A 24,869-nucleotide genomic window follows, 5' to 3' on the forward strand; every position below is an offset into this window, starting at 1 on the left:
GGAGCCGGAGAAAATCAACCGGAGCCGGAGAAAATCAACCGGAGCCGGAGAAAATCAACCGGAGCCGGAGAAAATCAACCGGAGCCGGAGAAAATACTTAAATGAAAAGACGGCCAATGACGGCCGTCTTTTTATTACGCTTTTTGTTTCATTTGTTCTTCTCTTTCAATAATGTCCAGTCTGCGTTGAATTTCTTCTTCAGCTAAGTCATGTTCTTTTATATACAGGCTGCGTGGGCTTGTGCGGCATTCATGCGTACAACCGCGCATATATTTATGTTCGTTTTCTTCCGAACAGAGAATTTGTTTGTTGCAATCTGGATCTGCACAGTTCACGTAACGTTCACATGGTTTGCCGTCAAAATAATCAACCCCGACAGTAACATGTTCTTTTCTGTTTATTGGTACGGAAATGCGCTCATCAAAAACATAACATCTGCCATCCCATAGTTCACCTTGAACCTCAGGATCCTTTCCGTATGTTATAATACCACCGTGAAGTTGCGAAACATCCTCGAAGCCTTCTCTTAATAACCAGCCGGAAAATTTCTCACAACGAATACCACCTGTACAATATGCTAGGATACGTTTGCCTTCAAGAAGATGACTATTTTCTTGTACCCATCCCGGTAATTCACGGAATGTTTCAATGTCAGGCCGGATCGCACCGCGAAAGTGCCCAAGGTCATATTCATAATCATTTCTAGCATCAAGAATGACAGTATCTTCTTCCTGCATCGCTTGTAGAAATTCCTTTGGCTCTAAATAATTTCCTGTTGTTCTCTTCGGATTTATATCATCTTCTAAGCGAAGTGTGACTAATTCTTTACGAGGGCGTACATGCATTTTCTTAAAAGCGTGCCCGTCATGCGGATCAACCTTAAAAGCCATATTAGCAAATTGTGGATCATTATGCATCGTTTCCATATATTTGTTGGTTTGTTCAACTGTTCCAGAAACCGTCCCGTTGATTCCTTCGTGGGCAACTAAAATGCGGCCCTTTAGTTCTAAGTCATTACAAAATTGAAGATGTTCTTTGGCAAATGCCTCAGGATCTTCAATTCGGACATAGTTATAATACAATAAAACCTGATAATTTTTATTGCCTTCCATTTGTGAATACCACCTATCATTTATATTTGCAAGATACAAATGTTTGGGGTTTTTTATTAATTTATATTCTTGCACAAAAGTTATTATAACAGTGTTTTGCCTAATTTAAAAGTAAAATAATTTTCCGACTACCTTTAATGAAACTTACTAAAATAATTAACGCTTTAGAGAAAATATGTTTTAGTCGGTGATTTCATTTCATGAATAACTCAATTTGAATAAAACAATTATCTTTAAAATATCTTCTAATCATTTTTGTTCTAAGTAAATTATTATTTTACCAAAGAATCTATTGTTTATTAGACTTCTAATTATATTTCACATTTGTTCACCGGAATAAGATCCAAGTTCCTAATCTGGTACCTAAAAAAGTTCATAACTGGTACTTTTTATTATATCAGATAATTGTCATACTTATTACTATATTCGAATAAGGGGCATGACGCTGAAGTATAATAGGGAACTAAACTAGAAGAAAGTTGGCTATTGTCATTCTGTCGAAAAAACTCACAGATTGTAAGCGATTTCTGCGATTTTATACGATGATATCAAACTGGTGTTGGACAAAGAAGGTAATGATGTGTATTGTCAAATATTACTGTAAGCAGACGTTAAATGGTGTTATCTACAGAACTCAAAGGTAGATGTTGCTGAATCAGAAAAATAGAAATCACGTAGATAAGTCACAAGGAGTGAAGTATTTATATGAATAAGAATTTCTCGAAATCAATGTCGATGACAGACGTTTTATTTTTAGCCATGGGGGCTATGCTTGGTTGGGGATGGGTTGTTCTATCAGGTGAATGGGTAGTAACAGCTGGCTTCTTGGGCAGTGTGATAGCCTTTATTATTGGCGGTTTGCTGGTTGTTTTTATTGGTTTAACATATGCTGAACTGGCTTCAGCTATACCGGAAACAGGCGGCGGTTTGGTTTTTGTTTTAAGAGCGTTTGGAAAGAAAAGTTCCTTTGTTGCTGCCTGGGCTGTTTTATTCGGATATGTTTCTGTAATCACTTTTGAGGCGGTTGCTTTGCCAACAGTTATAGATTATGTTGTTCCAGTTAAACATCAAATGTATTTATGGACATTAGGAGGATGGGATGTTTATCTAACATGGGTGCTAATTGGATCGGTTGGTGCAATTTTATTAACTGCGTTGAATTATTTCGGAATTAAGCCGGCCACTATTTTTCAGTCCATTTTCACTGTCGCTATTGTGCTTGTGGGACTTCTTTTAGTGTTTGGGGCAGTTAAAAATGGAAGTACATCAAATATCCAACCCCTTTTTAAAGGCGGAGTGGGTGGCACAATGTCTGTTTTAATTATGATCCCATTTTTGTTTGTTGGTTTTGATGTTATTCCTCAGGTTGCTTCAGAAATAAAAGCACCACAAAAAATCATAGGAAAAATTTTGATTGCTTCTATTATTACTTCAGTTATTTTTTACTTATTAATCGTTTTTGGAGTTACAGTTGGATTAACAGAGTCACAACTTGCTATTACAGAGCTGGCAACTGCTGATGCAATGGTGAATCTATTTGGAAGCGAGTGGTTTGGTACGATCTTAGTGATCGGCGGAGTAGCAGGGATTATTACAAGTTGGAATGCATTTATTATTGGTGGAAGTCGAATTTTGTATGCTATGGCTATTCGTGGGATGATTCCAAAATGGTTTAGTCATATCCATCCAAAATATAAAACACCGTCGAATGCTATCGTATTTTTAGGGTTACTCGCTTTTATTGCTCCTTTTTTAGGTAGACCGGCACTTGTATGGATTGTCAACGCTGGCGGAGTAGGGATTGTGGTCGGTTATTTAATTGTCTCTCTTTCTTTTATGCAACTAAGAAAAATGGAACCAGAGTTAGTACGTCCATATAAAGTGAAATACTGGAGAGTAACAGGGGTGCTCGCAATCATATTAAGTATAGCTTTTATTAGCTTTTATTTACCAGGGATGCCTTCTTCTTTGAGTTGGCCTAGTGAGTGGTTGATATTAGGAGTTTGGTGTCTTATTGGATTTGCTTTATATATCACGCAATCCAAAAAAACTACAGTTAAAAGCACTGATAGAAAGATACAAACTAGCTAAAGTTATAGACAAGAGAGTCGTTGATATAATGGCTCTCTGTTTATGCTTAGAGTATTTTTCAAGACAGAACAACAAAAATATAGAAATACTGTTAACGTTTTTTAAAATGTTGGGCTATCTTCTCTGGAAAATCAATAAATGGGTTGCGATTGCCTTGAATTCTTGAATAGCTTGATTACGGTGCTTCTCATATAAATCTGGTGGGAACTGTTGGTGCCATGCTAATAACAATTCTGTATCGATTTCTTCTCTGTATGATTTTTCAATTTCATCTGGATATCTTATCAAAAAATATTGTGATAATAGTTATTTTTACCGTGAACAGCCTTTTTGTTTGAAAAGAGAAATGATAATGTGCTGTCCTACGGTAATGATTTTCTGGCAAATGCCTGGCGAAGATATATTTTCTTCATTTGGTCCATCATTACCAGCAGCTGCACATACAATAATTCCTTCTGCCCACGCTTGATTAACTGCTTGCACCATCGGACCCTCATCCTCTGATGCTGCGCTTCCTAATGATAAGGATAAAATATGAATGTCGTATTTACATTTGTTTTCAATGCACCAATCCACACCAGCAGTAATATCAGACAAAGAACCAGAACCCATTTGGTTTAGCACATTCCCATGGTGAGGAACAGGTTTTAATTTTACTAGTAGAGGGGGGACTAGAACGGTATTGAAGTAATTATTTCCTTTTTCATTATTTTGAAGAGAGAGGAAATAGAAGAACATCAAAGAGGTATAGCGACTTTAAGGTTCGGTTAGAAGATAGATTTAGAAATGAAAAGAATCAGTAAACATAATTAGAGGGTGGACGCTAGGTGCGCTCACCCTCACCATATTATGCAGCATCTATATCTGTTTTGATATTTTCTTCTTTATTCATTCTGGCTTTCTTGAAGAACAATACAGTCAGGATAACAGTTAAAATGAACCCTATAATAAACGATACATTTAAGTTTAAATTAAATCCTATTTTCTCACTCAGAATATAGACAAATACCATATAGGTAATAAAGAAAGCAGGTACAAATGCAACAAGGTAATTTTTCCCTTTAATGATCAGGTACATCGTTGCTATCCATAATGCAATAGCAGCTGTTGTCTGGTTGGCCCAAGAAAAATATCTCCACAGAATATTAAAGTCAATTTGAGTAAGCAAAGCAGATAAACCAAACAAAGGAATAGCAATCAACAAACGTTTGCCTAATTTTTTTTGACCAATATTTACATAATCAGCAATAATGGATCGGGCAGCACGGAATGCTGTGTCACCCGACGTGATCGGGAGTACGATAGCTCCAAGCACCGCAACTGTTCCGCCAACTGCACCCAGAAGGGTCATTGATACCTCATTTACAACGGCAGAAGGGGTACCTGTGTTAATCAATTCATTTAATGTTTGTCCATCAAGAAGACTCATTGCTGCAGCAGCCCATATCATTGCTATAATTCCTTCTGCAATCATCATTCCGTAAAATACATAGCGTCCTTGTGACTCTTTTTCCACTGTCCTGGATATGATTGGTGATTGCGTTGCATGAAATCCAGATAGGGCTCCACATGTTATTGTAAAGAACAAGATTGGGAAAATAGGTACGTTATCTGGATGCATATTTGTAAAATGCAATTCCGGGATTTTGTAATCCGAGAATATTAAGGCAACACCCACACCCAACGTTCCAAGTAAAAGAATCGCTCCGAAATAAGGATAAAATCTACCAATGATTTTATCGATTGGAAGAATGGTGGACATAAGGTAATAAACAAATATTATCGTAATGATTACTCCTAAAGTAAGTTTGCCATCCAATAAAATTTCTAATAAAGATGCTGGAGTCGTGACAAATACAGTACCTACTAAAAGAAGAAGCAAAAGAGAAAATATGTTGACAATATGTTTTGAAAAATTGCCTAGAAATTTACCTGCCAACGCCGGAATATGTGCTCCTTTATTCCGAATGGATATCATGCCAGTTAAATAGTCATGTACTGCACCGGCAAAAATAGACCCCAGAACGATCCACAAAAATGCTACAGGACCGAATAACGCGCCCATAATCGGTCCAAATATAGGACCAGTTCCAGCTATATTTAGTAATTGTATCAAAGCATTTCTATGCCTGTTCATTGGAACATAATCTACTCCATCATTATTCGCATAGGCAGGAGTTTTGCGTGAACTGTCTGGATCAAATTGTCTTTCTATATATTTTCCATACGTAAAATAGCCAGTAATCAGTAGTATGATTGAAACAATAAAGGTTATCACTCATCTTCCCCCCTGTACTTTATTTAAACGTTACCATTTCGCATCTGAAGGGTAACTATATCTAAAAAATATGAAATCGTTTACATTATAACAAATTTGATATAATATGACAATGTAATGTCAGAATAAATCAAAATTATTAATTAAATAGCGTTAATGGAACTTATTAGGAAAAAAGTTTTATTTTCTCATAGGGATTATGCCTGGGGGATGGAGGGGTTTTTGGTTCTTTTATTATTATCTTAAAGGACAAAAAAATAGAAGAAATCCTTACTCATAAATGGGACTTCTTCTTATATATTAATTATCCAAGGTGTAAGGAAGAATTCTCTTGTATTTGCGTATCTTCGATAACCCTTTTCTTTCCTGATTCGATACCGACAATTAATATTACTACGGAGATGCCGATTAGCATTAGAAGAGGGACTTGCCAGCCACTCGTGATATCATGCAAAGCTCCAAATAGAACTGGACCTGCAGCGGCTAAAAGATAACCGAATGATTGTGCCATCCCCGACATTTCAGAAGCTTGCTGACCATTGGTTGTGCGAAGTGTAAAAAACATCATAGATAAACTAAACGCACTTCCTGCACCCATTCCTATGAGGATAGCTGATGGGATCATTAGTGATTGAACACTTGATAATAATCCGCCAATACCAGCGATAAATAAAATTGCAGTTATTCCGGCTAACAATTTCTGGTTTTTCATTTTCTCTGCAACAACAGGAATAATAAACGTCAATGGAATAAGAGCAAATTGCATAAGAAATAGCATCCAGCCAGCCGTACTTGAACTATATCCATGGGATTGCAGAATCTCAGGCATCCATGTAATTAAGGTATAAAATATCAATGATTGTAGTCCCATAAACAATGTAATATTCCATGCTAATGGAGAACGCCATATGCTTTTTCCTTTTTGGGATGGGCTATCCTCTTTTGCCTTTGGTGATTTCTGTTCTCTAAACAATTGCGGCATCCAAACAAGCAAGGCAATCATAGCAGGGATACCCCAAAATGCAAGCGCCCCTTGCCATCCCATGTTTCCGATAGTGGAAATAGGAACACTTAAGCCGGATGCTAAAGCACCAAACAGATTCATGAAAACTGCATATATTCCTGTCATTACTCCAACTTTAAAAGGGAAGTTCATTTTTATGAATCCAGGTAATAACACGTTTCCAAATGCAATGGCTAAGCCAATGAGAATGGTTCCGGCAAACAACGATACAGAACCGAAAAATGATCGTACAATGATTCCTATGGCTAATAGTAATAAAGAAATAAATATTGTACGTTCCATCCCAAACCGATTTGCTATTTTCGGAGCAAATGGGGAAAGGAATGCAAACGCAAGTAAAGGTAGCGTAGTAATGCTGCCAGCTAATGCATTACTAATTTCTAAATCGTCACGTATGAATGAAATTAAGGAGCCAACGGATGTTAAAGGTGCTCTTAGGTTCGCACCAATTAAAATAATTCCGATTAATAAGATCCAAGTTGGGCCATGCCCGCGATTTTTTTCTAAAGTTGAAATATTTTTTTCCAAAATGATGCCTCCGTATCTATGATTTCTATTTCAAAAGATTATAATAAAATAGTGGTTCAGTCTTGAATATGGCTAACTACCTACTTAATCTTTTTTTAAATTCATTAATATATTCGTTGACATACTTTGTTGCGTCTTCTACATTTTTTTGACAAATTGCTTCTAACAGTTCGCTATGTATCTCTTTTTCATAGTCAAATTCAGAATCCATGACCATTACATCCTGTATGGAGAAGTATAAAGGATCTGTCATGTGTTCATATAAATCCTGGAGCAGTTGATTATTTGCAGCTTTTACTAATGATTTGTGGAATTTAATATCTGCTGAAATGAATTCCTCTAGTTCACCTTTGTCAGCCGCATTTCGGCATTGTTTAATGCATGTTTTTAGTATATCTATATCTTCTTCACCTCTGCGTTTTGCAGCAAGCTGAGCTGCTTCCCTTTCCAACGCTAGTCGGACTTCTAAAGTTTCTACCAAATTGGATTTTGCGATATGACGATGCATAGTAGCCTCTAAAGCACTTGAAGAGCGCACAATCGTGCCGCTTCCTTGCTTTGTTTCTAATAATCCTGCATGAACTAAAGCATGTATTGCTTCCCTTAATGTATTTCGGCTAACTTCAAATTTCTCCATCAATTCCATTTCCGGTGGAAGTTTACTTCCAACGGTCCAATGACCGCTTTCAATAAGATTCTCTATTTGGGAAATAACTTGTTCTACTAAGGACATGCGATTTGCTTTTTTTAACATTTTCTACGCCCCTTAAAAGTTGTAGGATGATTGGTTTATAGGATATATTAACATGATTGGAATCGAATGTAAATCAAGTAGCATGATTGCCTCACTGTAGAAATGATTTATGATTTTTAAAAATAGGGTAAAGAGATGTTGAATGGATAAAATAACAATGTCATCAATATGTTTAAGGAAGGAGAAAGGAAATGCTTGATGCAAAAACAATAGAAGTCGTTAAGGAAACTGCTCCTATATTAAAAGAGCACAGTCAAGAAATTGGAGAAAGATTTTATGAGTTGTTATTCTCTCGTGTACCTGAGTTATATAACATGTTTAACCAAACAAACCAAAAGCGCGGCATTCAGCAAGGTGCATTAGCATATGGCGTTTATTTAGCGGGAGCTAATATTGATAATTTAAAGGCGGTTCAGTCAATGGTGAAGAGGGTTACGGAAAAACACCGTGCCTTAGGCGTTCAGCCTAGCCAATATCCAATTGTGGGGGAAGCTTTGATTGATGCTGTGAAAGATGTATTAGGTAATGCGGCAACCAATAATATTATTGAAGCGTGGGAAAAGGCTTATCAAGCTATTGCAGATATTTTTATTAAAATTGAAAGTAAACTTTATCAACAAACGGAACAACAACCAGGTGGTTGGATCGGGAACCGTTCTTTCTATGTGGATAAAAAAGTAAAAGAGAGTGAAGTCATTACCTCTTTTTATTTAAAGCCTAAAGATGGTAAAACTCTTCCTGCTTACAAAGCGGGGCAATATCTAACCATACAAGCAGATATTGACGGTGAAAAATATTCGCATATCCGACATTACAGCTTGTCAGATGCTCCTAATAAGGAGTATTATCGTATCAGTGTGAAACGTGAAGATGCAAAGGAAGGTGTACCAGCTGGAATCGTATCAAACTATCTCCATAATGATGTTTCAGAAGGGGATACTTTACCCATTACAGCTCCAGCTGGTGATTTCACCTATTCATCAGACAAGCAGCCGATTGTTCTGCTAAGTGGAGGAGTGGGTATAACTCCAATGATGAGCATGCTCAATACATTGATAAAGACACATGCAGAACGTGAAATCACATTTATTCACGCAGCTCAAAATAGTAAGGTTCATGCGATGAAGGAACATGTGAAGAAGTTGGCGGAGGAACTTCCGAATGTAACATCATATGTATGTTACTCGCATCCTACAGATCGTGATCGAGCCGAAAAATTTTATGACAAAGAAGGCTTTGTTGATTTAGACTGGCTAAAAGAGGTGTTATCAGATAACCAAAAAGATTTTTATTATTGTGGGCCTCTTCCCTTTTTGAAAGCAATAGACAGTGCGCTTCAGGAATGGGATGTCCCAAAAGAAAATCGTAATTATGAATTATTTAGTCCGATGAGTACGATAGAGGAGGCTTAAATTTTAAACACTTCGTTAACAGTGAAAATCAAAAAGGTTTTGTGAAAGGTGTACCAGCATATTTCTATTGTTTTAAAAGGTAAATATAATTTTTTGCTAAATTTGTATAGAAATACTTGCATTCTTCGCTCAAAACAAGTAAAGTAATAAATAGCAAAAGGAAATTGAAGTTTCACTAATACTTTACGATCTCTTTATCAAAGTGGTGTAAAGGTATTTGATTCAATTATACTTTGCACGATATTTGTATAAGGAGGTCATTTTAATGACTGGTAAAGTAAAATGGTTTAACGCAGAAAAAGGATTCGGTTTCATCGAGCGTGAAGACGGAGACGATGTATTCGTACACTTCTCAGCTATCCAAGCAGAAGGTTTCAAAACACTTGAAGAAGGTCAAGAAGTTGAATTTGAAATCGTTGAAGGTAACCGTGGACCACAAGCAGCTAACGTTGTTGCTCAATAATATAAAATGAAAAAAAGGCTTATCTCATGCGAGATAAGCCTTTTTTACGTTATAATGACTCAAAGATACAGAATCTGGGGGGATTACATGAAAAGCACTTTTGATTGGCAAAAAGAATCCCAAACACAATGGGATAATCAAGCAATATCCTGGAGTGAAAGAAGCAGCAGCTTGTGGAAGAGCGGAAACCGGAAGGACATTATAGCTTTCATTGAAAAGCATTTTGAAAAAGGAAGTAAAATGTATGATATTGGTTGTGGGGATGGGTACGCCTCTTATCAATTACATCATGCTGGTTTTGACGTAACTGGAATAGATATCTCTCGTAAAATGATTGCTCTTGCAAAAGAAAAATATGCTCAAGAAAAAATACCTTTTTTGCAGGGTGATCTGATTGAGTTACCATTAGAAAATAATAGTTGTGATGGATTGATGGCAATCAATGCACTTGAATGGATTGAAGTACCTGCTAAGGGGATATCAGAACTGGAGCGTGTGGTTAAAAAAGGAGGTTTCATGTGTATCGCTGTTTTAGGACCTACTGCTGGCCCAAGAGCCAAGAGTTTTCCGCGTCTTCATGGGCATAAAGCAGTTTGTAATACAATGATGCCATGGGAATTCCAACAACTTGTAGCAGAATATAATTTGGAATATGTAGATGGCTTCGGTGTTTACAAAAAAGGTGTCGAAATGAAACAAATTCAACATTTGCCATTAGAATTAAAGCAAGCACTATCCTTTATGTGGGTGTTTATGCTTAGAAAAGCGGGTGATGCATCGTGAATAACCATAAGGAGATGGAGGATAAAGTAATTGAAAGCTACAAAAATGATGAAAAGATGATGATTTTAGTTTATGCCCAGTGGTGTATTAATAATGATTTTGACCCAAAAGAAATGTATAAGAAGGCTTATCCTGATCAAATGAAAAATCATGCATTAAGGGAAGCATTGGAAATGACTGTTGCCAAGCAGGAATCCGAGTATATCCCGGATGCCACTGTGCTGAATGTTCTTCAGCTTTTTGGAAATGATGATTTAGCTTTTATTGTTCAGGAAGCAATCGAAAAACGCGGAAAATAGACTTTATATTCCGCGTTTTCCTCAGGTTTATTTTTGTTCAAATAACTTGATTAAAGCTTGTGTACCACTGTCTGCTTCACCATTCTCTGCAAGCTCCTGATAAAGCTCCAGAGATAGAGCAAGTCCGGGGGTGAATAGTTCCATTTCACGTGCAGATTCAAGGGCGATTGTCATATCTTTAATGAAGTGTTTTACAAAAAATCCAGGAGCAAAATCTCCTTTAATCATGCGTGGCGCTAAGTTTGATAAGGACCAGCTTCCTGCAGCTCCCGTTGTAATACTGTCCAGTACCCTAACAGGATCTAAACCAGCTTTCTTCGCGTATATAATTGCTTCAGTTACACCAATCATATTTGTTGCAATGGTAATTTGATTGCATAATTTAGTATGCTGCCCTGCACCAGCCGGACCTTGTAAAATAATATTTTCACCAAGAATTTCAAATAAGGGAGCAAGATAATCAAAATCTTTTTGCTCACCTCCGATCATGATGGCTAATTTGCCATTTTTAGCTCCAACATCTCCACCGGAGACAGGCGCATCTAATGCATAAAGTTTATTTTCCTTCGCTTTTTGAAAAATATCTTGAGCCAAAGCAGGCTTTGAAGTGGTCATGTCAACAACATAGGTACCAGCTTTAGCATTAGCAAGAATGCCAGCAGCTCCGAAATAAACTTCTTCCACGTCAGTCGGATATCCGACCATGGTAATGATCACATCTGCAGAATAACTAATATCAGCGACACTTTCTTTCCATACAGCGCCTTGATCCAATAAATCCTTTGCTTTCCCTTTTGTTCGTGTATGTACTGTAATAGGATATCCAGCGTTTAGTAAGTTAGACGCCATACTTTTTCCCATAACTCCTGTACCAATAAAGCCAATTGTATTATCTTTTGATAACATTTTCCTCATCCCTCCATCCTTATTTTTCAATGCTAGTAAAACACAATAATAAGAACGTTTCTCTCCTTTATCAGTATAACAATAATTATTTTAAAGAACCAAGGAAAATTATAAAAATTCAAATTAGATATAAAAATCAAATTTCCATAATTGTGATCGTATTCCATGTATTCCCAGAATCATCTTGAAGCTTTTACACATAGTATAAATAGTAATCATTTTTATGAGAATGGAGGCTTTCGCTGTGATAACACAAGAACAAAAAAAACAATGTAAAGATCAGCTTATGAAACGTCAAGCAGAGCTCATCCGCCAAGTGCAAGATCACTTTGGAATGGCATATGAATTTTCACAGGAATCCATTGGCGAGCTTTCCAATTATGATAACCATCCTGCGGATCATGGGACAGAATTGTATGAGAGGGGAAAGGATCTAGCTTTAAATGAACATGCAGAAACAGAATTGGAGGAAATTAATGAAGCACTTCACGCCATTGATGAAGGAACGTATGGTATTTGTAGTAAGTGTGGAGCAGATATTCCTTTTGAACGTTTAAAAGCGGTACCAACTACAGAATTTTGTATCGAACATGCGGAACAGGTTGGATTTGAGCGATCCCGTCCAGTCGAGGAAAAGGTGTTTAGTCCGAACATCAATCCAAATGAAGGAACAGAAGAAGAACAAGTAGGTTATGACGCTGAGGATGCTTGGCAAGAAGTGAGTCGTTATGGTACTTCCGAAACTGCCTCAGATTTTTATGGCGATCGAGATAATTATGATGAAATGTATCCAAATAGTGATGAACGCGTTGGATCCGCTGAAGATGTAGAGGAATTTCTATCTGCTGATATAGATGGGAAATATAATGGCAAGACACCAAATCATGAAAAATATGAAGAAGATTTATAAAAAGATTGCCTCATCATCTGCTGAGGCAATCTACTCTTACTCTTCACGTTTTGCTAAGTTTAAATTTGCGGTTTGAGGTTCGCCATCACGGTAAAACTCTAATTTAACAGTATCACCTATTTCTGTTTGAGAATACATATATTTTCTTAGCTCTAAAATAGATGTGACTGCATGATCATTGATTTTTGTAATGATATCGAATTGCTTTAACCCTGCTTCTTCAGCTGGTGAATCTGTTTGAACATCCGCTACAACCATACCTCCTTCAATGTCTTCGGGTAATTGAATTTCACTTCTATATTGCGGTGGCACTTGATTTAATGAAGCTGTACTAATTCCAATAACAGGACGAGCAACCTTTCCTTTTGATTCCAGTTGTTCCATGATAGATAAGGCGGAATCGATAGGAATCGAAAACCCTATTCCTTCAACAGTTTGCTTAGCTATTTTCATGGAGTTAATTCCAATTACCTCTCCATCTTCATTTACTAAAGCTCCTCCACTATTTCCAGGGTTAATCGCAGCATCGGTTTGAATTACTTCCGTTATCCAGTCAGGCTGCCTATCTCCATTTGTATCAAGACGAACGGAACGGTTTAATCCACTTATAATTCCTTTTGTAAGAGAGTTTGCAAATTCCATGCCTAGTGGATTTCCAATGGCAACAACTGTTTCTCCAGCTTTTAAGTCCTTGGATGTACCGAGCTTAGCTACAGTATCTATTTTTTCTCCGTCAATTTGCAAAACAGCTAAGTCCGTTAATTCATCGGACCCTAAAACCTTTGCCTTGATCCGTTCGTCATCATTCAAAGCAACTTCTACTTCTTTTGCATTTTCTACGACGTGATGATTTGTTACAATGTATGCTTTTCCGTTTTCTTTCTTATAAATAATCCCAGACCCAGTCCCTGCTTCTTGATTCGGTGTCCATATATCTTGTCGTTGAAGATTAATCACACCTACTACTGCATCCGAAACTTGTTCAAGATTACTGGAAACATTTGCATCTTCCGAACTTAATGTTTTTGTGACTTCAGCAGTTTCCTTATCCGAATGCGAACTTGTTTCAGGTGTATTTGTATCCTTATTCGAACTAATTGGAGAGCTAATATTGGTTGAAAATAATAAAACTACGATAACAGCAGAAATGATTCCACCCACAATTCCCCCAAATAAGGTGTTTTTCCAAGCTCCTTTTTGTTTCTTCGAGACGGGTGATAATGGACTTTTTCCTTCTGATTGAAGGTTTTGGTTGTTTATATCAGAGTAATTTTGTTCCGTTTGATTGTTATCATTATGATCCATATTTTATCTCCCTTCATTTCTAATCTTTATTTATGTTACTATTTCATCTGAGTATAGCATTGGTAAAATTGTGGAAAAAATGTGTAAAAATTCATTTTCATGTTCAGGATGAATAACTTATGTAAAAATAGATGTAACCTAACCATAACGAATAGGAGGACGCTAATGAGTAACCATATAGGTATAGTCGAAGATGATCCAAATATCCAAAATATTGTAGCTGCCTACTTGAAAAAAGATGGATTTACGGTAACAGTTCTTGGTTCTGCAGAGCAAGCTTGGGATCTATGGGAAGGCAACCCTCCTGATATGTGGGTATTAGACATCATGCTCCCTGGGATGGATGGATATGAGTTCTGTAAAAAGATACGCAGAGAAAGTGAAGTGCCAATTATTATTATTTCTGCTAAAGATGAGGAAATCGACAAGATACTTGGTCTTGAATTAGGTGGAGATGACTATTTGACAAAGCCATTCAGCCCGCGGGAATTAGTAGCACGCGTGAAACGTTTATTCAAGCGGACACATTATAAGGCTGATCATGACGATTCACTAACCCAAAAGGTAAAAGCAGAGAACTTATTAATTTATAAAGATGATCGCCGACTATTTTGGAGGGGGGAGGAAAGAGATGTAACTACAAAAGAGTTTGATATGCTTCTATTGTTTGCTGAAAATCCTAATCGAGCTTTTTCACGAGAAGAACTTTTAATTAGAGTGTGGGGAAATGACTATTTTGGAAGTGACCGAGCAGTAGATGACTTGATAAAGCGGATTCGAAAAAAACTGGTGGATATCCCTCTAGAAACAGTATGGGGTTTTGGATATCGTTTGAGAAATGAAGGTTCATAGGCATGAAACTGCAATTTCAGCTTAATGCTGCTTTTACTGCATTATTAATTGTTATCATGACAGTAACCGGTTTTGTAATTTATTCTTTAATCTTAGAGTTATTAATACAAGACGAACACCGGCAATTAGAACAAAAAGGAGAATTACTCGTAAATATCCTAAATAAGGAATATCGTTCGGATCCAAGTATTCAAGAAATAAGTGCATTTTTACGAGAACAAGATTTGCAGATGTTCATGTATGATCATCATAATCAACATGTGCTATTTTCAACTATGCCTAGTGAAGTGATTCAAGGTTTTCTTTCAAATAATCATATAGAGAATAGTGATGAGTTATGGGAATACGGAAAAAACAAATATGTATCATCAAAAATATTATTTTATCCGCCAAATAGTGGTCTAGAACTAATCTTATTAACACCACTTAAGGATTTACAGGCTGTACAGCAAAATTTCTTCGTAAGGTTGCTGATTGTTTTCTTAATTGGAGCCATGGCAGCTGTCATCCTGAGCTACTTTTTAACGAATAAATTAGTTACGCCGCTTACTCGGTTGAAAAGACAATTAAAAAAAATAGAAAAGCGACAGTTTGATGATATTGAAAGAATAAAAGCCTCAGGAGAAATAAAAGAAGTAGAGCAAAGTGTTTTTGAGATGGCCAGTGAACTGCAAAGATATATGAGATCTCAGCAAACCTTTTTTCAAAATGCCAGTCATGAACTAAAAACACCATTAATGACAATACAGGGTTATGCTGAAGGGATTCGGGATGGCATTTTTGATAAGGAGGACAGGGAAAGAGGCCTAGAGATTATGGTTTCTGAAGTGAATAGATTGAAAAAAATTATTAATGAAATGATCTTACTGGCTAAATTAGATAGCGAACAAACCATTTACCAAAAAAATGAAATAAGTGCCAAGAACCTCATTAATCAAGTAATGGATCGTACGCTTCCACTTGTGAATGAACGGGAAATAACACTGCACCACGATGTGGATGATACGATCACATTTGTTGGAGACGAAGAAAAGCTGCTTAGAGCATTATTAAATCTAACGATTAATGGGATCCGCCATGCAAATACACAAGTTTATATTACCGTAAAAACCGAAAATAAAAGAAAAGTGATTATGATTGAAGATGATGGTAAAGGTATTTCTGAGGATGTACTGCCACATCTATTTCACCGATTTGTAAAAGGTAAAGGTGGAGAAACTGGTTTAGGACTGGCAATTGCACGTGCTATTGTTGAACAGTCTGGCGGAAGTATAACAGTAGGTGATTCAAGCCTAGGTGGAGCTAAATTTATAGTTACATTTTTTATGTAAAGTTACACTATGATTTTTATTTCATCTTTTTTTATGATATAATAGTTCAGTTGAAAAACAGTCGGTTTTTAAGAGGAGCGTACGTTTATGCAATTAAGAGAAGATATTCGCAATATTGCTATTATAGCCCATGTTGATCATGGAAAAACAACACTTGTGGACCAGCTATTAAAATATTCTGGTACATTCCATAAACATGAGCAGGTAGATGACCGTGCAATGGACTCAGGTGATATTGAAAAAGAACGTGGAATCACGATTTTGGCAAAAAATACAGCAATTAACTATAAAGATACATCTATAAATATTTTAGATACGCCTGGTCATGCTGACTTTGGTGGAGAAGTAGAACGAATTATGAAAATGGTTGATGGTGTTCTTTTGGTAGTTGATGCATATGAAGGTACAATGCCGCAGACACGCTTTGTATTAAAAAAGGCATTAGATCAAGACTTAACGCCAATTGTTGTGTTAAATAAAATAGATCGGCCAAATGCTCGGCCGGAAGAAGTTGTTGATGAAGTGCTTGACCTCTTTATCGAATTAGGCGCAAACGATGAGCAAATTGAATTTCCGGTTATTTATGCATCAGCGCTAAATGGTACTTCTGGGGAAGAACCGGATGAGCAGGAAGAAACAATGGATCCAATTTTTAAAACGATTTTGGAATACATTCCGGCACCAGCAGATACGAAAGAAGAGCCGCTTCAATTTCAAGTTACTTTGCTTGATTATAATGAATATGTAGGACGGGTAGGTATTGGCCGCATATTTCGCGGTAGTTTAAGAGTCGGACAGCAAGTCGTAGTTCTAAAGAAAGATGGTACAAAGAAGGCATTTCGGGTTAGTAAATTATTCGGCTTCAAAGGTTTAAAACGGGTGGATATCAAAGAAGCTCAAGCTGGAGATATCGTTGCAGTTGCAGGAATGGAAGATATTAATGTAGGAGAAACGATTTGCCCGCAGGACCATCCGGAAGCTTTGCCAATGTTGCGGATAGATGAACCAACATTACAAATGACTTTTGTTGTAAATAATAGCCCGTTTGCAGGAAAAGAAGGAAAGTATATTACATCTAGAAAAATAGAAGAGCGGTTAATGACACAATTGGAGACGGACGTAAGTTTGCGTGTCGATCCAACTGAATCACCAGATGCCTGGATTGTCTCGGGCAGGGGAGAATTGCACTTATCCATTCTGATAGAAAATATGCGCAGAGAGGGCTTTGAATTACAATTATCTAAACCACAAGTTATTATCAAAGAGATTGATGGTGTGAAATGTGAGCCATTTGAACGTGTGCAAGTCGATGTTCCTGAAGAATATACAGGTCCCGTTATGGAATCATTAGGTGCACGAAAAGGTGAAATGCTCGATATGGTAAACCATGGAAATGGACAAGTCCGTATCGAATTTAAAGTACCTTCACGCGGGCTTATCGGTTACACAACAGAATTTATGTCACAAACACATGGCTACGGTATAATCAATCATACATTTGAAGACTATCAACCTGTAGTCAAAGGAAATATAGGTGGAAGAATTCAGGGAGTTCTTGTTGGTTTAGAAAATGGAAAAGCCTCAACTTATGGCATCATGCAGCTGGAAGATCGAGGGGTAATCTTTGTCGAACCAGGGACTGAGATCTATGCAGGTATGATTGTTGGAGAACACAATCGCGAAAATGACTTAACGGTTAATATTACTCGTGAGAAACATTTAACAAATATTCGCTCAGCAACAAAGGATCAAACAGCAACGATTAAAAAGACGCGAGAAATGACTTTGGAAGAGGCGCTGGAATATTTGAATGAAGATGAGTACTGTGAAGTAACACCTGAATCCATTCGTTTACGGAAAAAAATCTTAAACAAAAGTGAACGTGAAAAGGCAGCTAAACGAAATAAATAAAGCAAATAAGCCGGCTAGCTCAAAGCTATGTGCTCGCCGGCTTATTTAAATACTAGTTGGCATGTAGAGTGTGACTATATAAAAATCTAAATTACTTTAAAACAGGGTGTTTACGTTTTGCATGTTTACGAAATCCTCCAGCAATATCAGCTTGTTTAAATGCTCTTCCGTAGTGTACCTCTTGTGCATCTGTTAACTGCAGATTCTTTGTTGGTTGATATTGCGTTTGTTTCATTATGGTTGATATCCTTTCTTAATAGGGAATTTTTGATACATAAATATGTACCCTGTATAAAAATTTACAAAACATTTAAGGAGTATCCTGGCTATGATCTCATGCTTCAATGGTTTCAAGGGCAGTAGTTACTAATGATAGGTACAATCGAGGATCAGGAGAGTGACTAGAAGATAGCTTATGGCGGTGAAATTGTAGAAGCACTTCCCAAGTAACTCGTGGTGTTTCGTTAACAGAAATATGAAACAGATCCATTGGTGAAGTATATATACCATTTCCAATAGGAAAGAGGTATCCAGTTAACAATTCTCCGTTTTTTAGAGGTTCGAAAAGATGGTTCCAGACTGCAACTGTATATTGTTTCGATCCAACAATGTTAATAAGAGTTCCATTTCGCTGGTTCTCTTCTACTGATTTTGTTATATAAAAACCAGGTGAAATAAATTTCCAGTTGGATACAGTATCATGGAAAACAGCACATCTGTCTTTCCATTTGAATTGATTTAACTTTATATACCGTTCTAAAATGGTAGTTCTATCTTTATGAAAAGGTTCATGAAGAATCATCCACCAGACAAGTTGAGGAGAAATACGTTTTATCAAACGTTTTGGTACTTCAATTTCCTTCCCGATTTCATTTATTTTATTTCTTAACGTATTACGAAAATGGACCCATGAGTAGTCATATAATTCTTGGAGAACCCTATATAAATCAATTTGGAGTTTGTCGTAAAGATAAGCAATCGTATTGTTATTTATCTTTCTTTCATCTTCCATAATTATACGCTTTCCCATAAAGTAAATATCCCTCCTGTTACAGTTTTTTCCATACTACCATGTTGCATAAATTACTGCTCAAATTAAATTTGCCTTTGTTAAAAAAATGATTGTTTATATTGCTATTATGATTTACCCTATTTCAAAATTAATGATGTAAATTAGATTTATGCAGTAACATAATACAATTTTATGTGTGAGATGATTTGAATCTGCCTGATGGCGAAGTAGTTACAAGCAATTATCAGATTCATCATTCTACAATGAAGATTTTTAAACATTAAAATGTAATTTTAAACATAATTAAACTATGATATAGTGAAGGAGTTGTAAATAGGAAGCGATTACATACAGTAGTGAGAAAATAGAACAATAAACTTGTATGAAATCATGCATTGAGAAATGCAGTATGTTCAATAAACGAGTACATATTCAAAAGGATATAAAATGCAAGAAAGAAGATGACAACATATTCAAATACACCAAGAGGAGAGAGCATAATGGAAATTGTCAAAGGAACTGTACTCTTATTTATTGTGTTGGGATGTTTTACCCTTTTTAGCTATAAAGCACCAAAAGGCATGAAAGCGATGAGTGCGTTAGCAAGTGCTGCTATAGCTACTTTTTTAGTGGAAGCTTTTCAGCGGTACGTAGGGGGCGATCTATTACATATTGAATTTTTAGGAGAAGTTGGTGACGCGGCAGGTAGTATGGGTGGTGTTGCAGCTGCATCTCTTGTAGCACTCGCGATGGGAGTCTCACCTGTTTATGCATTGATGTTAGGTGTTTCATGCGCAGGTCTAGGACTTTTACCAGGTTTTATTGCTGGTTATCTCATGTCATTCGTAGTAAAGAAAATAGAAACGAAAATACCAGATGGACTAGATTTGATTGTTACCATTATTGTTGCAGCCCCACTTGTCCGTTTATTAGCGGTATATGCTGATCCGCTTGTTGACGCAACACTGCTAAATATTGGAGGAATTATTACACAAACTACGGATACAAATCCAATTGTTATGGGAATCATTTTAGGTGGTGTCATCACGGTTGTGGCTACAGCACCTTTAAGTTCAATGGCTTTGACCGCCATGTTGGGATTAACTGGTGTACCTATGGCAATTGGAGCTCTAGCAGTATTTGGATCATCTTTTATGAACTTTGTTTTTTTCCATCGGATGAAATTCGGCGACCGAAAAACAACCATCTCAGTTGCAATTGAGCCATTATCACAAGTGGACATTATTTCGGCAAATCCGATACCTGTATATGTAACAAATTTCCTAGGTGGAGCAACATCAGGTATTTTTATTGCATTGTCTGGTTTAGTGAACGGAGCAACCGGAACAGCCACTCCCATCGCAGGATTTGCAGTAATGTATGGGTTTAATGATCCGCTAAAGGTAACTATTATAGCACTACTTTGTGCTTCATTTAGTGCGTTATGGGGATTTATTGGTTCATATCTATTTAAAAACTATAAAATTCGCCGGGTGGACCAGATTCGAGATATGGCTCAAACATCTGCTTAACCGTCACAAAATGGTTTTTAAAAAATGACAATAAACTTTTGTATTACTTTACTAAAAAGTAGGTGTATGAAGTTTGGTTTTCGTATTCGGTATGATTAATCGGTATAATTACCTGTACCATTTTGGTTCTTTTGTTTGTAGCGAATCTTTTAGGAGAGTAGAATATAAACAAAGAATTTAAATTAAATAGGAGTGGTCATCAATGGAAGAGATTAACTCAGAAGATCAATTTAATGAAGTCATCCAAAGTGAAAAACCTATCATCATTAAGTTTTTTGCCGATTGGTGTCCGGATTGTAAACGACTGGATATGTTTATTAATGGGGTTATCGAAGAGTTTAATAATTATGACTGGTACGAAATAAATAGCGATCAAGTGAAAGGTATAGCAGAAAAACATGAAGTAATGGGGATACCTAGTTTGTTGGTTTTTCAAAACGGTGAAAAAAAAGCACATCTGCATAGTGCATATACAAAAACCCCGGAATCAATAACTGAGTTTTTGCATCAGCAATTGGGTTAATAACAAGAAGCTGTTTCCCATATGATTTTGACACTTTAGGAAAACAGCTTCTTTTTATTTTAAGTTCATATTTCATTAACTTAGTGGGGTAGATCAAGCTAAATCAAATCGTAATTTTCTATCATTATCAAAAAATATTTTACTATTAAGTAAATGCAATTGATTTTTATCCAGTTTTCTAGGTTTTAACTGATAAATACGTGCAAATTCTTCTTTTGTTATTCCGCCATATTTAATTTTTGTTATACTTTTTGCATTGGATAGATTTGTCTCAGAAAATACAATATTAGGGTCCTCCCATTCGATTAGGAAAGGAAGAACTTCATCTTTGTAATTATATTCAGGTAAAAGCATTCTCCATTTTAAAATAGTGCCATCTGGTTTCACTCGCTCAGCAGCATAAGGGCCTTTATAAGGAATGTTATGCTTTTTAAAGTGAGTAATGTATTTATCTAGTTGTTTTGTACGAAGTGCAAATTGAAAGGCGCCGTATTTACTTTCTTCTAAAACATGAACAAGATGTTGAATAAGCGGGTTTTCAGCTTCTTTTGCCGTCTTAAAATCATAAATATTTATGAATTCCAAATAGCTGGTATTAGAAAAGAATGACAAGTAATTATAAGTACCCCATTCTTCATGTTCTCCGCCCTTGACTACCTTGTTAGCAAACTTACTACTGTACTGAGAAATACTTTCATCCATATCAGGAGTGGCTATAACAATATGATCAAGTTGTAGCATTTTTGAACCTCCTTTAGTTTCGTTTGCTTTTAAATATAATATCTACCTATTATCTACTAAAAATAATATTTCTTGCAAGATTTTTGTTTGTTCCGATTGTTTTTCATATTTAATTACAATTTCGAAATAATTTGCTATAGTACAAGAAAAAGTATATTAGTGAAGGTGAAATTACATGAGTCAACCGAACATTTTAATTGTAGAGGATGAACAAAAATTAAGCAGAGTCTTGCAATTAGAACTTCAATATGAAAATTATACAACATCGATTGCGAATAATGGTAAAGATGCGCTTCAACTGATGGAAGAAAAGGAATGGGACTTGGTTTTACTTGATATCATGCTGCCAGAATTAAGTGGTTTGGAAGTCTTAAGGAAAGTAAGAAGGACAGATAAAACTACCCCTATCATTTTATTGACCGCAAGAGATGAAGTGCATGATAAAGTAAGTGGATTGGATTTGGGTGCTAATGATTATATAACAAAACCGTTTCAAATTGAAGAACTTCTTGCCCGTATCAGAGTGCATTTGCGTCAACGGATGACAATGAATGGACCTACTGATGAAATAATTACTGTAGGCGATTTATCGGTTGATATTCACAAGCACGAAGTAAATCGTTCAAATAAAAATATTGAACTTACCCCGCGTGAATTTGATTTACTTGTTTGTTTGCTGAAAAACAAGAATATTGTCTTAACCCGGGAAAAGCTAATTGAGCAAGTTTGGGGATATGATTTTTATGGTGATACAAACGTTGTAGATGTATATATCCGCTATCTGCGTCAAAAAATTGATAAAGGTTTTGACACACCTTATATTCAAACGGTACGTGGAGTTGGATATACGATAAAGGACTGAGCGAAATGAAACTGCGAACGAAGATTCAATTGTTTTCCAGTCTTTTTATGTTATTAATGATGTTACTTATTAATACCTCCATTTACTTTTTATTTTATAAAATATCTGCCGACAGCGAATTGGATCAATTAGAAACACAAACTACCACAATTATAGAAACATTGCAATCAAATCCGGACGTTGCGAAGAGTCAATTATTAAAAGCCTATTTACCGACGGATGGAATGATAAGAATTATTCAAAAAGATGGCACTCCATTGGATACACTAACGAAGAAAGATGAGTACACAAGTTTACCAAAAGCGTACTCGACGAAAGAAAAGCGTGAAATTATAAAAAGAGATGATAGCACAAATGTTGTGGTAATGACAAAACCTATTATATGGAATGATGGGGAAATTGTTACACTTCAAGTCTCAAAACATCTAATGGCATTGAAAGAGACAATGCGAACCTTATTCATTGTTTTAGCTGTAGCTACAATTTTAATGCTTATTCCAACCGTCGTTGCAGGAAATGTTTTAAGTCGCTTTTTGCTTTATCCGATTCAAGAACTTATTCAGACAATGAAGGCAAATATGAAACAGGAGAAATGGACTAAAATTGATGTTTTAAATCGCAGCCAAGATGAGTTATACCAAATGGAAAAAACATTTAACGATATGATTGATCATTTAAAAGATAATTTTCAAAAGCAGGAACAATTTGTATCAAATGCTTCACATGAGTTAAAGACGCCTATCTCCATCTTGAAAAGCTATGCACAGTTATTGGAAAGACAAGGGAAAAATCGACCTGAAGTGTTCGACGAAGCAGTACAGGCAATTGACTCTGAAGCGGATCGTATGCAATTATTAGTAGAGCAAATGTTGCTATTAGCAAAAAATCAGGAGGAATCGAAACGAACAGATATAAATATTGTTCAGCTTTGTGAAACCGTAAGAAAAACATTTTCCGGAGCATATACACGTAATATTACATTAACTTCATCAGAACGCACGATTATTGTTAGTGGCAACGAGGAGCAATTGAAACAGGTCATTTATATTTTGGTCGATAATGCTTTAAAGTATAGTGAAAAGGACGTAAGATTAGACGTTTCGAAAAAAGATCATTATGCGATTTTAAAGGTTACCGATTTTGGAAATGGCATGGAGCAAGAGGAACAAGCTCGAATTTTTGATCGATTTTATCGTGTTGATAAAGCTAGAAGCAGGGAAACTGGTGGTACAGGGCTTGGCCTTCCTATAGCTAAATCGATTGTTCGCTCACACAATGGTGAAATTTCTGTTGATAGTGAAATAAAAAAGGGTACGACATTCATCGTAACTCTTCCATTAATGTATAAATAAGTTTCTCATTTTTCTCATCAAATTCTAATCTTTTTCACAAGGATATTTCATTTTTGTAGCGTATGATGAAATTAGAATATAAAAGGGAGGAATTAGAAATGAAAAAGAAACTAGGGATAGTGCTTGGTTGTGTAGTCGCAGCTGGTTTTTTAGGATTAGGAGTTTTTCATACAAGTGCGTCACCATCTGAGCCATCATTGACGATAAATGAAGTTAGAGATATAGTAAAAAAACAATATCCAGGAAAAATTACCGAACTAGAGCAGGAAACAGAGTTTAACCGAGCTATATATGAAGTGGAAATAGCAAACGATAAAAAAGAGTATGATTTAAAGGTTGACGGAAATAGCGGAGAAATTTTAGATATAAAAGAAAAGCCATCTAAAAATTCTTCGACCTCAGCCAAAGATAAAAAAGAAACTGAAAATAAGAGAAATAAAAGCAATGATTCAAAAGAAAATAATGAATTAAATAATAATAATGAATCAAAGAAAAGTACTCATTCGAATGAACAACTGAATATTTCAGAAAAAGAAACAGCTATTTCTGGAAAAGAGGCGAAGAAAATAGCGTTAGATGCATTTGAGGGGACTGTTAGTGACTTCGATTTAGATGAAGATGATGGACGATTAATTTATGAAATTGAAATTGAAAACGGCGAAAAAGAAGCAGAAATTGAAGTTGATGCATATACCGGAGAAGTTATCGTTATTGATTATGATTAAAAAAAGTAAAAAGGGACTGGAATTCGCATATATTTAAGTCGAAAATAGAAGTTTAACTGTTTGTTTTCAGGGTAAACAGTAGGGAGATCAAGATTAGAATTCGTGCTGGGCTTCTTATTGAATGAGCAGAAGACGCTGAAAATAAACGTTTTGATTTACTTAG

The 24,869-nt window shown here is 36.0% G+C and carries 24 protein-coding genes and 1 pseudogene; 14 read left to right on the top strand and 11 right to left on the bottom strand.

The features are described from left to right. Positions 1-134 precede the first annotated feature (134 nt). Positions 135-1,112: an oxygen-dependent tRNA uridine(34) hydroxylase TrhO gene (gene trhO, locus J2Z81_RS11115; RefSeq protein WP_226371361.1), complete on the bottom strand. Its 978-nt coding sequence runs from the start codon at positions 1,110-1,112 to the stop codon at positions 135-137. Positions 1,113-1,817: 705 nt separating this feature from the next. Between trhO and J2Z81_RS11120 the strand changes: the two genes are divergently transcribed. Continuing rightward, positions 1,818-3,203 carry an APC family permease gene (locus J2Z81_RS11120; RefSeq protein WP_226371362.1) on the top strand — a complete coding sequence of 462 codons (1,386 nt, stop codon included), beginning with the start codon at positions 1,818-1,820 and terminating at the stop codon, positions 3,201-3,203. Positions 3,204-3,294: 91 nt separating this feature from the next. On the opposite strand, the pseudogene J2Z81_RS11125 reads toward J2Z81_RS11120, so the two are convergent. The 5 genes and pseudogenes from J2Z81_RS11125 to J2Z81_RS11145 form a co-directional block, all read right to left on the bottom strand. Then, positions 3,295-3,497: pseudogene (locus J2Z81_RS11125) on the bottom strand (endonuclease); the annotation flags it as partial. 18 nt (positions 3,498-3,515) lie between these two features. Continuing rightward, positions 3,516-3,941, bottom strand: coding sequence for a S8 family serine peptidase (locus J2Z81_RS11130; protein ID WP_084179236.1), 426 nt, complete (start codon positions 3,939-3,941; stop codon positions 3,516-3,518). Between the two features lie 109 nt (positions 3,942-4,050). Further along, positions 4,051-5,481 (bottom strand): carbon starvation CstA family protein, encoded by a 1,431-nt coding sequence (locus tag J2Z81_RS11135; protein WP_029269596.1) that lies wholly within the window; start codon positions 5,479-5,481, stop codon positions 4,051-4,053. Between the two features lie 304 nt (positions 5,482-5,785). Then, complete coding sequence (locus J2Z81_RS11140) at positions 5,786-7,033, bottom strand: CynX/NimT family MFS transporter (protein ID WP_038221204.1); 1,248 nt, start codon at positions 7,031-7,033, stop codon at positions 5,786-5,788. 76 nt (positions 7,034-7,109) lie between these two features. Further along, the gene (locus tag J2Z81_RS11145; protein WP_029269593.1) at positions 7,110-7,787 is read right to left on the bottom strand and encodes a FadR/GntR family transcriptional regulator; all 678 of its coding nucleotides are present in this window, start codon (positions 7,785-7,787) and stop codon (positions 7,110-7,112) included. 191 nt (positions 7,788-7,978) lie between these two features. Here J2Z81_RS11145 and hmpA point away from each other — a divergent pair, with 191 nt between their 5' ends. From hmpA to J2Z81_RS11165, 4 genes are all read left to right on the top strand, one after another. After that, entirely contained in the window at positions 7,979-9,199 is a 1,221-nt protein-coding gene (gene hmpA / locus J2Z81_RS11150; RefSeq protein ID WP_226371363.1) for an NO-inducible flavohemoprotein, read from the top strand. A 265-nt stretch (positions 9,200-9,464) separates the two neighbouring features. After that, positions 9,465-9,662 carry a cold-shock protein CspD gene (gene cspD, locus J2Z81_RS11155; protein WP_029269589.1) on the top strand — a complete coding sequence of 66 codons (198 nt, stop codon included), beginning with the start codon at positions 9,465-9,467 and terminating at the stop codon, positions 9,660-9,662. Positions 9,663-9,749: 87 nt separating this feature from the next. Then, positions 9,750-10,445 carry a class I SAM-dependent methyltransferase gene (locus J2Z81_RS11160; RefSeq protein WP_226371364.1) on the top strand — a complete coding sequence of 232 codons (696 nt, stop codon included), beginning with the start codon at positions 9,750-9,752 and terminating at the stop codon, positions 10,443-10,445. A gap of 14 nt (positions 10,446-10,459) precedes the next feature. After that, the gene (locus tag J2Z81_RS11165; RefSeq protein ID WP_029269585.1) at positions 10,460-10,744 is read left to right on the top strand and encodes a hypothetical protein; all 285 of its coding nucleotides are present in this window, start codon (positions 10,460-10,462) and stop codon (positions 10,742-10,744) included. Positions 10,745-10,771: 27 nt separating this feature from the next. Here the strand turns inward: J2Z81_RS11165 and J2Z81_RS11170 are convergent, their stop codons facing one another. After that, complete coding sequence (locus tag J2Z81_RS11170; RefSeq protein WP_226371365.1) at positions 10,772-11,650, bottom strand: NAD(P)-dependent oxidoreductase; 879 nt, start codon at positions 11,648-11,650, stop codon at positions 10,772-10,774. A gap of 244 nt (positions 11,651-11,894) precedes the next feature. Here J2Z81_RS11170 and J2Z81_RS11175 point away from each other — a divergent pair, with 244 nt between their 5' ends. After that, positions 11,895-12,560: a TraR/DksA C4-type zinc finger protein gene (locus J2Z81_RS11175; protein ID WP_226371366.1), complete on the top strand. Its 666-nt coding sequence runs from the start codon at positions 11,895-11,897 to the stop codon at positions 12,558-12,560. 36 nt (positions 12,561-12,596) lie between these two features. Here J2Z81_RS11175 and J2Z81_RS11180 read toward each other — a convergent pair whose 3' ends face one another. Further along, a complete protein-coding gene (locus J2Z81_RS11180; RefSeq protein ID WP_226371367.1) occupies positions 12,597-13,865 on the bottom strand; it encodes a S1C family serine protease in 1,269 nt (422 codons plus the stop codon). Positions 13,866-14,030: 165 nt separating this feature from the next. Here J2Z81_RS11180 and J2Z81_RS11185 point away from each other — a divergent pair, with 165 nt between their 5' ends. From J2Z81_RS11185 to typA, 3 genes are all read left to right on the top strand, one after another. Beyond that, positions 14,031-14,717 (top strand): response regulator transcription factor, encoded by a 687-nt coding sequence (locus J2Z81_RS11185; protein ID WP_226371368.1) that lies wholly within the window; start codon positions 14,031-14,033, stop codon positions 14,715-14,717. A gap of 2 nt (positions 14,718-14,719) precedes the next feature. Beyond that, positions 14,720-16,048 carry a sensor histidine kinase gene (locus J2Z81_RS11190; protein ID WP_029269578.1) on the top strand — a complete coding sequence of 443 codons (1,329 nt, stop codon included), beginning with the start codon at positions 14,720-14,722 and terminating at the stop codon, positions 16,046-16,048. 87 nt (positions 16,049-16,135) lie between these two features. Then, the gene (typA, locus tag J2Z81_RS11195) at positions 16,136-17,959 is read left to right on the top strand and encodes a translational GTPase TypA (protein WP_226371369.1); all 1,824 of its coding nucleotides are present in this window, start codon (positions 16,136-16,138) and stop codon (positions 17,957-17,959) included. A gap of 91 nt (positions 17,960-18,050) precedes the next feature. Here the strand turns inward: typA and J2Z81_RS11200 are convergent, their stop codons facing one another. Next, complete coding sequence (locus J2Z81_RS11200; protein WP_156947725.1) at positions 18,051-18,194, bottom strand: YfhE family protein; 144 nt, start codon at positions 18,192-18,194, stop codon at positions 18,051-18,053. Positions 18,195-18,293: 99 nt separating this feature from the next. After that, a complete protein-coding gene (locus J2Z81_RS11205; protein ID WP_029269574.1) occupies positions 18,294-18,989 on the bottom strand; it encodes a hypothetical protein in 696 nt (231 codons plus the stop codon). Positions 18,990-19,471: 482 nt separating this feature from the next. Here J2Z81_RS11205 and J2Z81_RS11210 point away from each other — a divergent pair, with 482 nt between their 5' ends. Beyond that, on the top strand, positions 19,472-20,503 hold the full coding sequence (locus J2Z81_RS11210; RefSeq protein WP_029269573.1) for a PTS sugar transporter subunit IIC: 1,032 nt from the start codon (positions 19,472-19,474) through the stop codon (positions 20,501-20,503). 202 nt (positions 20,504-20,705) lie between these two features. Next, positions 20,706-21,026: a thioredoxin family protein gene (locus tag J2Z81_RS11215; RefSeq protein WP_226371370.1), complete on the top strand. Its 321-nt coding sequence runs from the start codon at positions 20,706-20,708 to the stop codon at positions 21,024-21,026. Positions 21,027-21,119: 93 nt separating this feature from the next. On the opposite strand, the gene J2Z81_RS11220 is transcribed toward J2Z81_RS11215, so the two are convergent. Beyond that, positions 21,120-21,767: a VOC family protein gene (locus tag J2Z81_RS11220; protein WP_226371371.1), complete on the bottom strand. Its 648-nt coding sequence runs from the start codon at positions 21,765-21,767 to the stop codon at positions 21,120-21,122. 175 nt (positions 21,768-21,942) lie between these two features. Here J2Z81_RS11220 and J2Z81_RS11225 point away from each other — a divergent pair, with 175 nt between their 5' ends. The 3 genes from J2Z81_RS11225 (at position 21,943) to J2Z81_RS11235 (ending at position 24,706) form a co-directional block, all read left to right on the top strand. Next, positions 21,943-22,629 carry a response regulator transcription factor gene (locus J2Z81_RS11225; RefSeq protein WP_226371372.1) on the top strand — a complete coding sequence of 229 codons (687 nt, stop codon included), beginning with the start codon at positions 21,943-21,945 and terminating at the stop codon, positions 22,627-22,629. Between the two features lie 5 nt (positions 22,630-22,634). Continuing rightward, positions 22,635-23,981 (top strand): sensor histidine kinase, encoded by a 1,347-nt coding sequence (locus J2Z81_RS11230; RefSeq protein ID WP_226371373.1) that lies wholly within the window; start codon positions 22,635-22,637, stop codon positions 23,979-23,981. A 98-nt stretch (positions 23,982-24,079) separates the two neighbouring features. After that, positions 24,080-24,706 carry a PepSY domain-containing protein gene (locus tag J2Z81_RS11235; protein ID WP_029271344.1) on the top strand — a complete coding sequence of 209 codons (627 nt, stop codon included), beginning with the start codon at positions 24,080-24,082 and terminating at the stop codon, positions 24,704-24,706. Positions 24,707-24,869: the final 163 nt, after the last annotated feature.

This window comes from Virgibacillus alimentarius (assembly GCF_017874635.1).
Taxonomy (GTDB): domain Bacteria; phylum Bacillota; class Bacilli; order Bacillales; family Amphibacillaceae; genus Virgibacillus_B; species Virgibacillus_B alimentarius.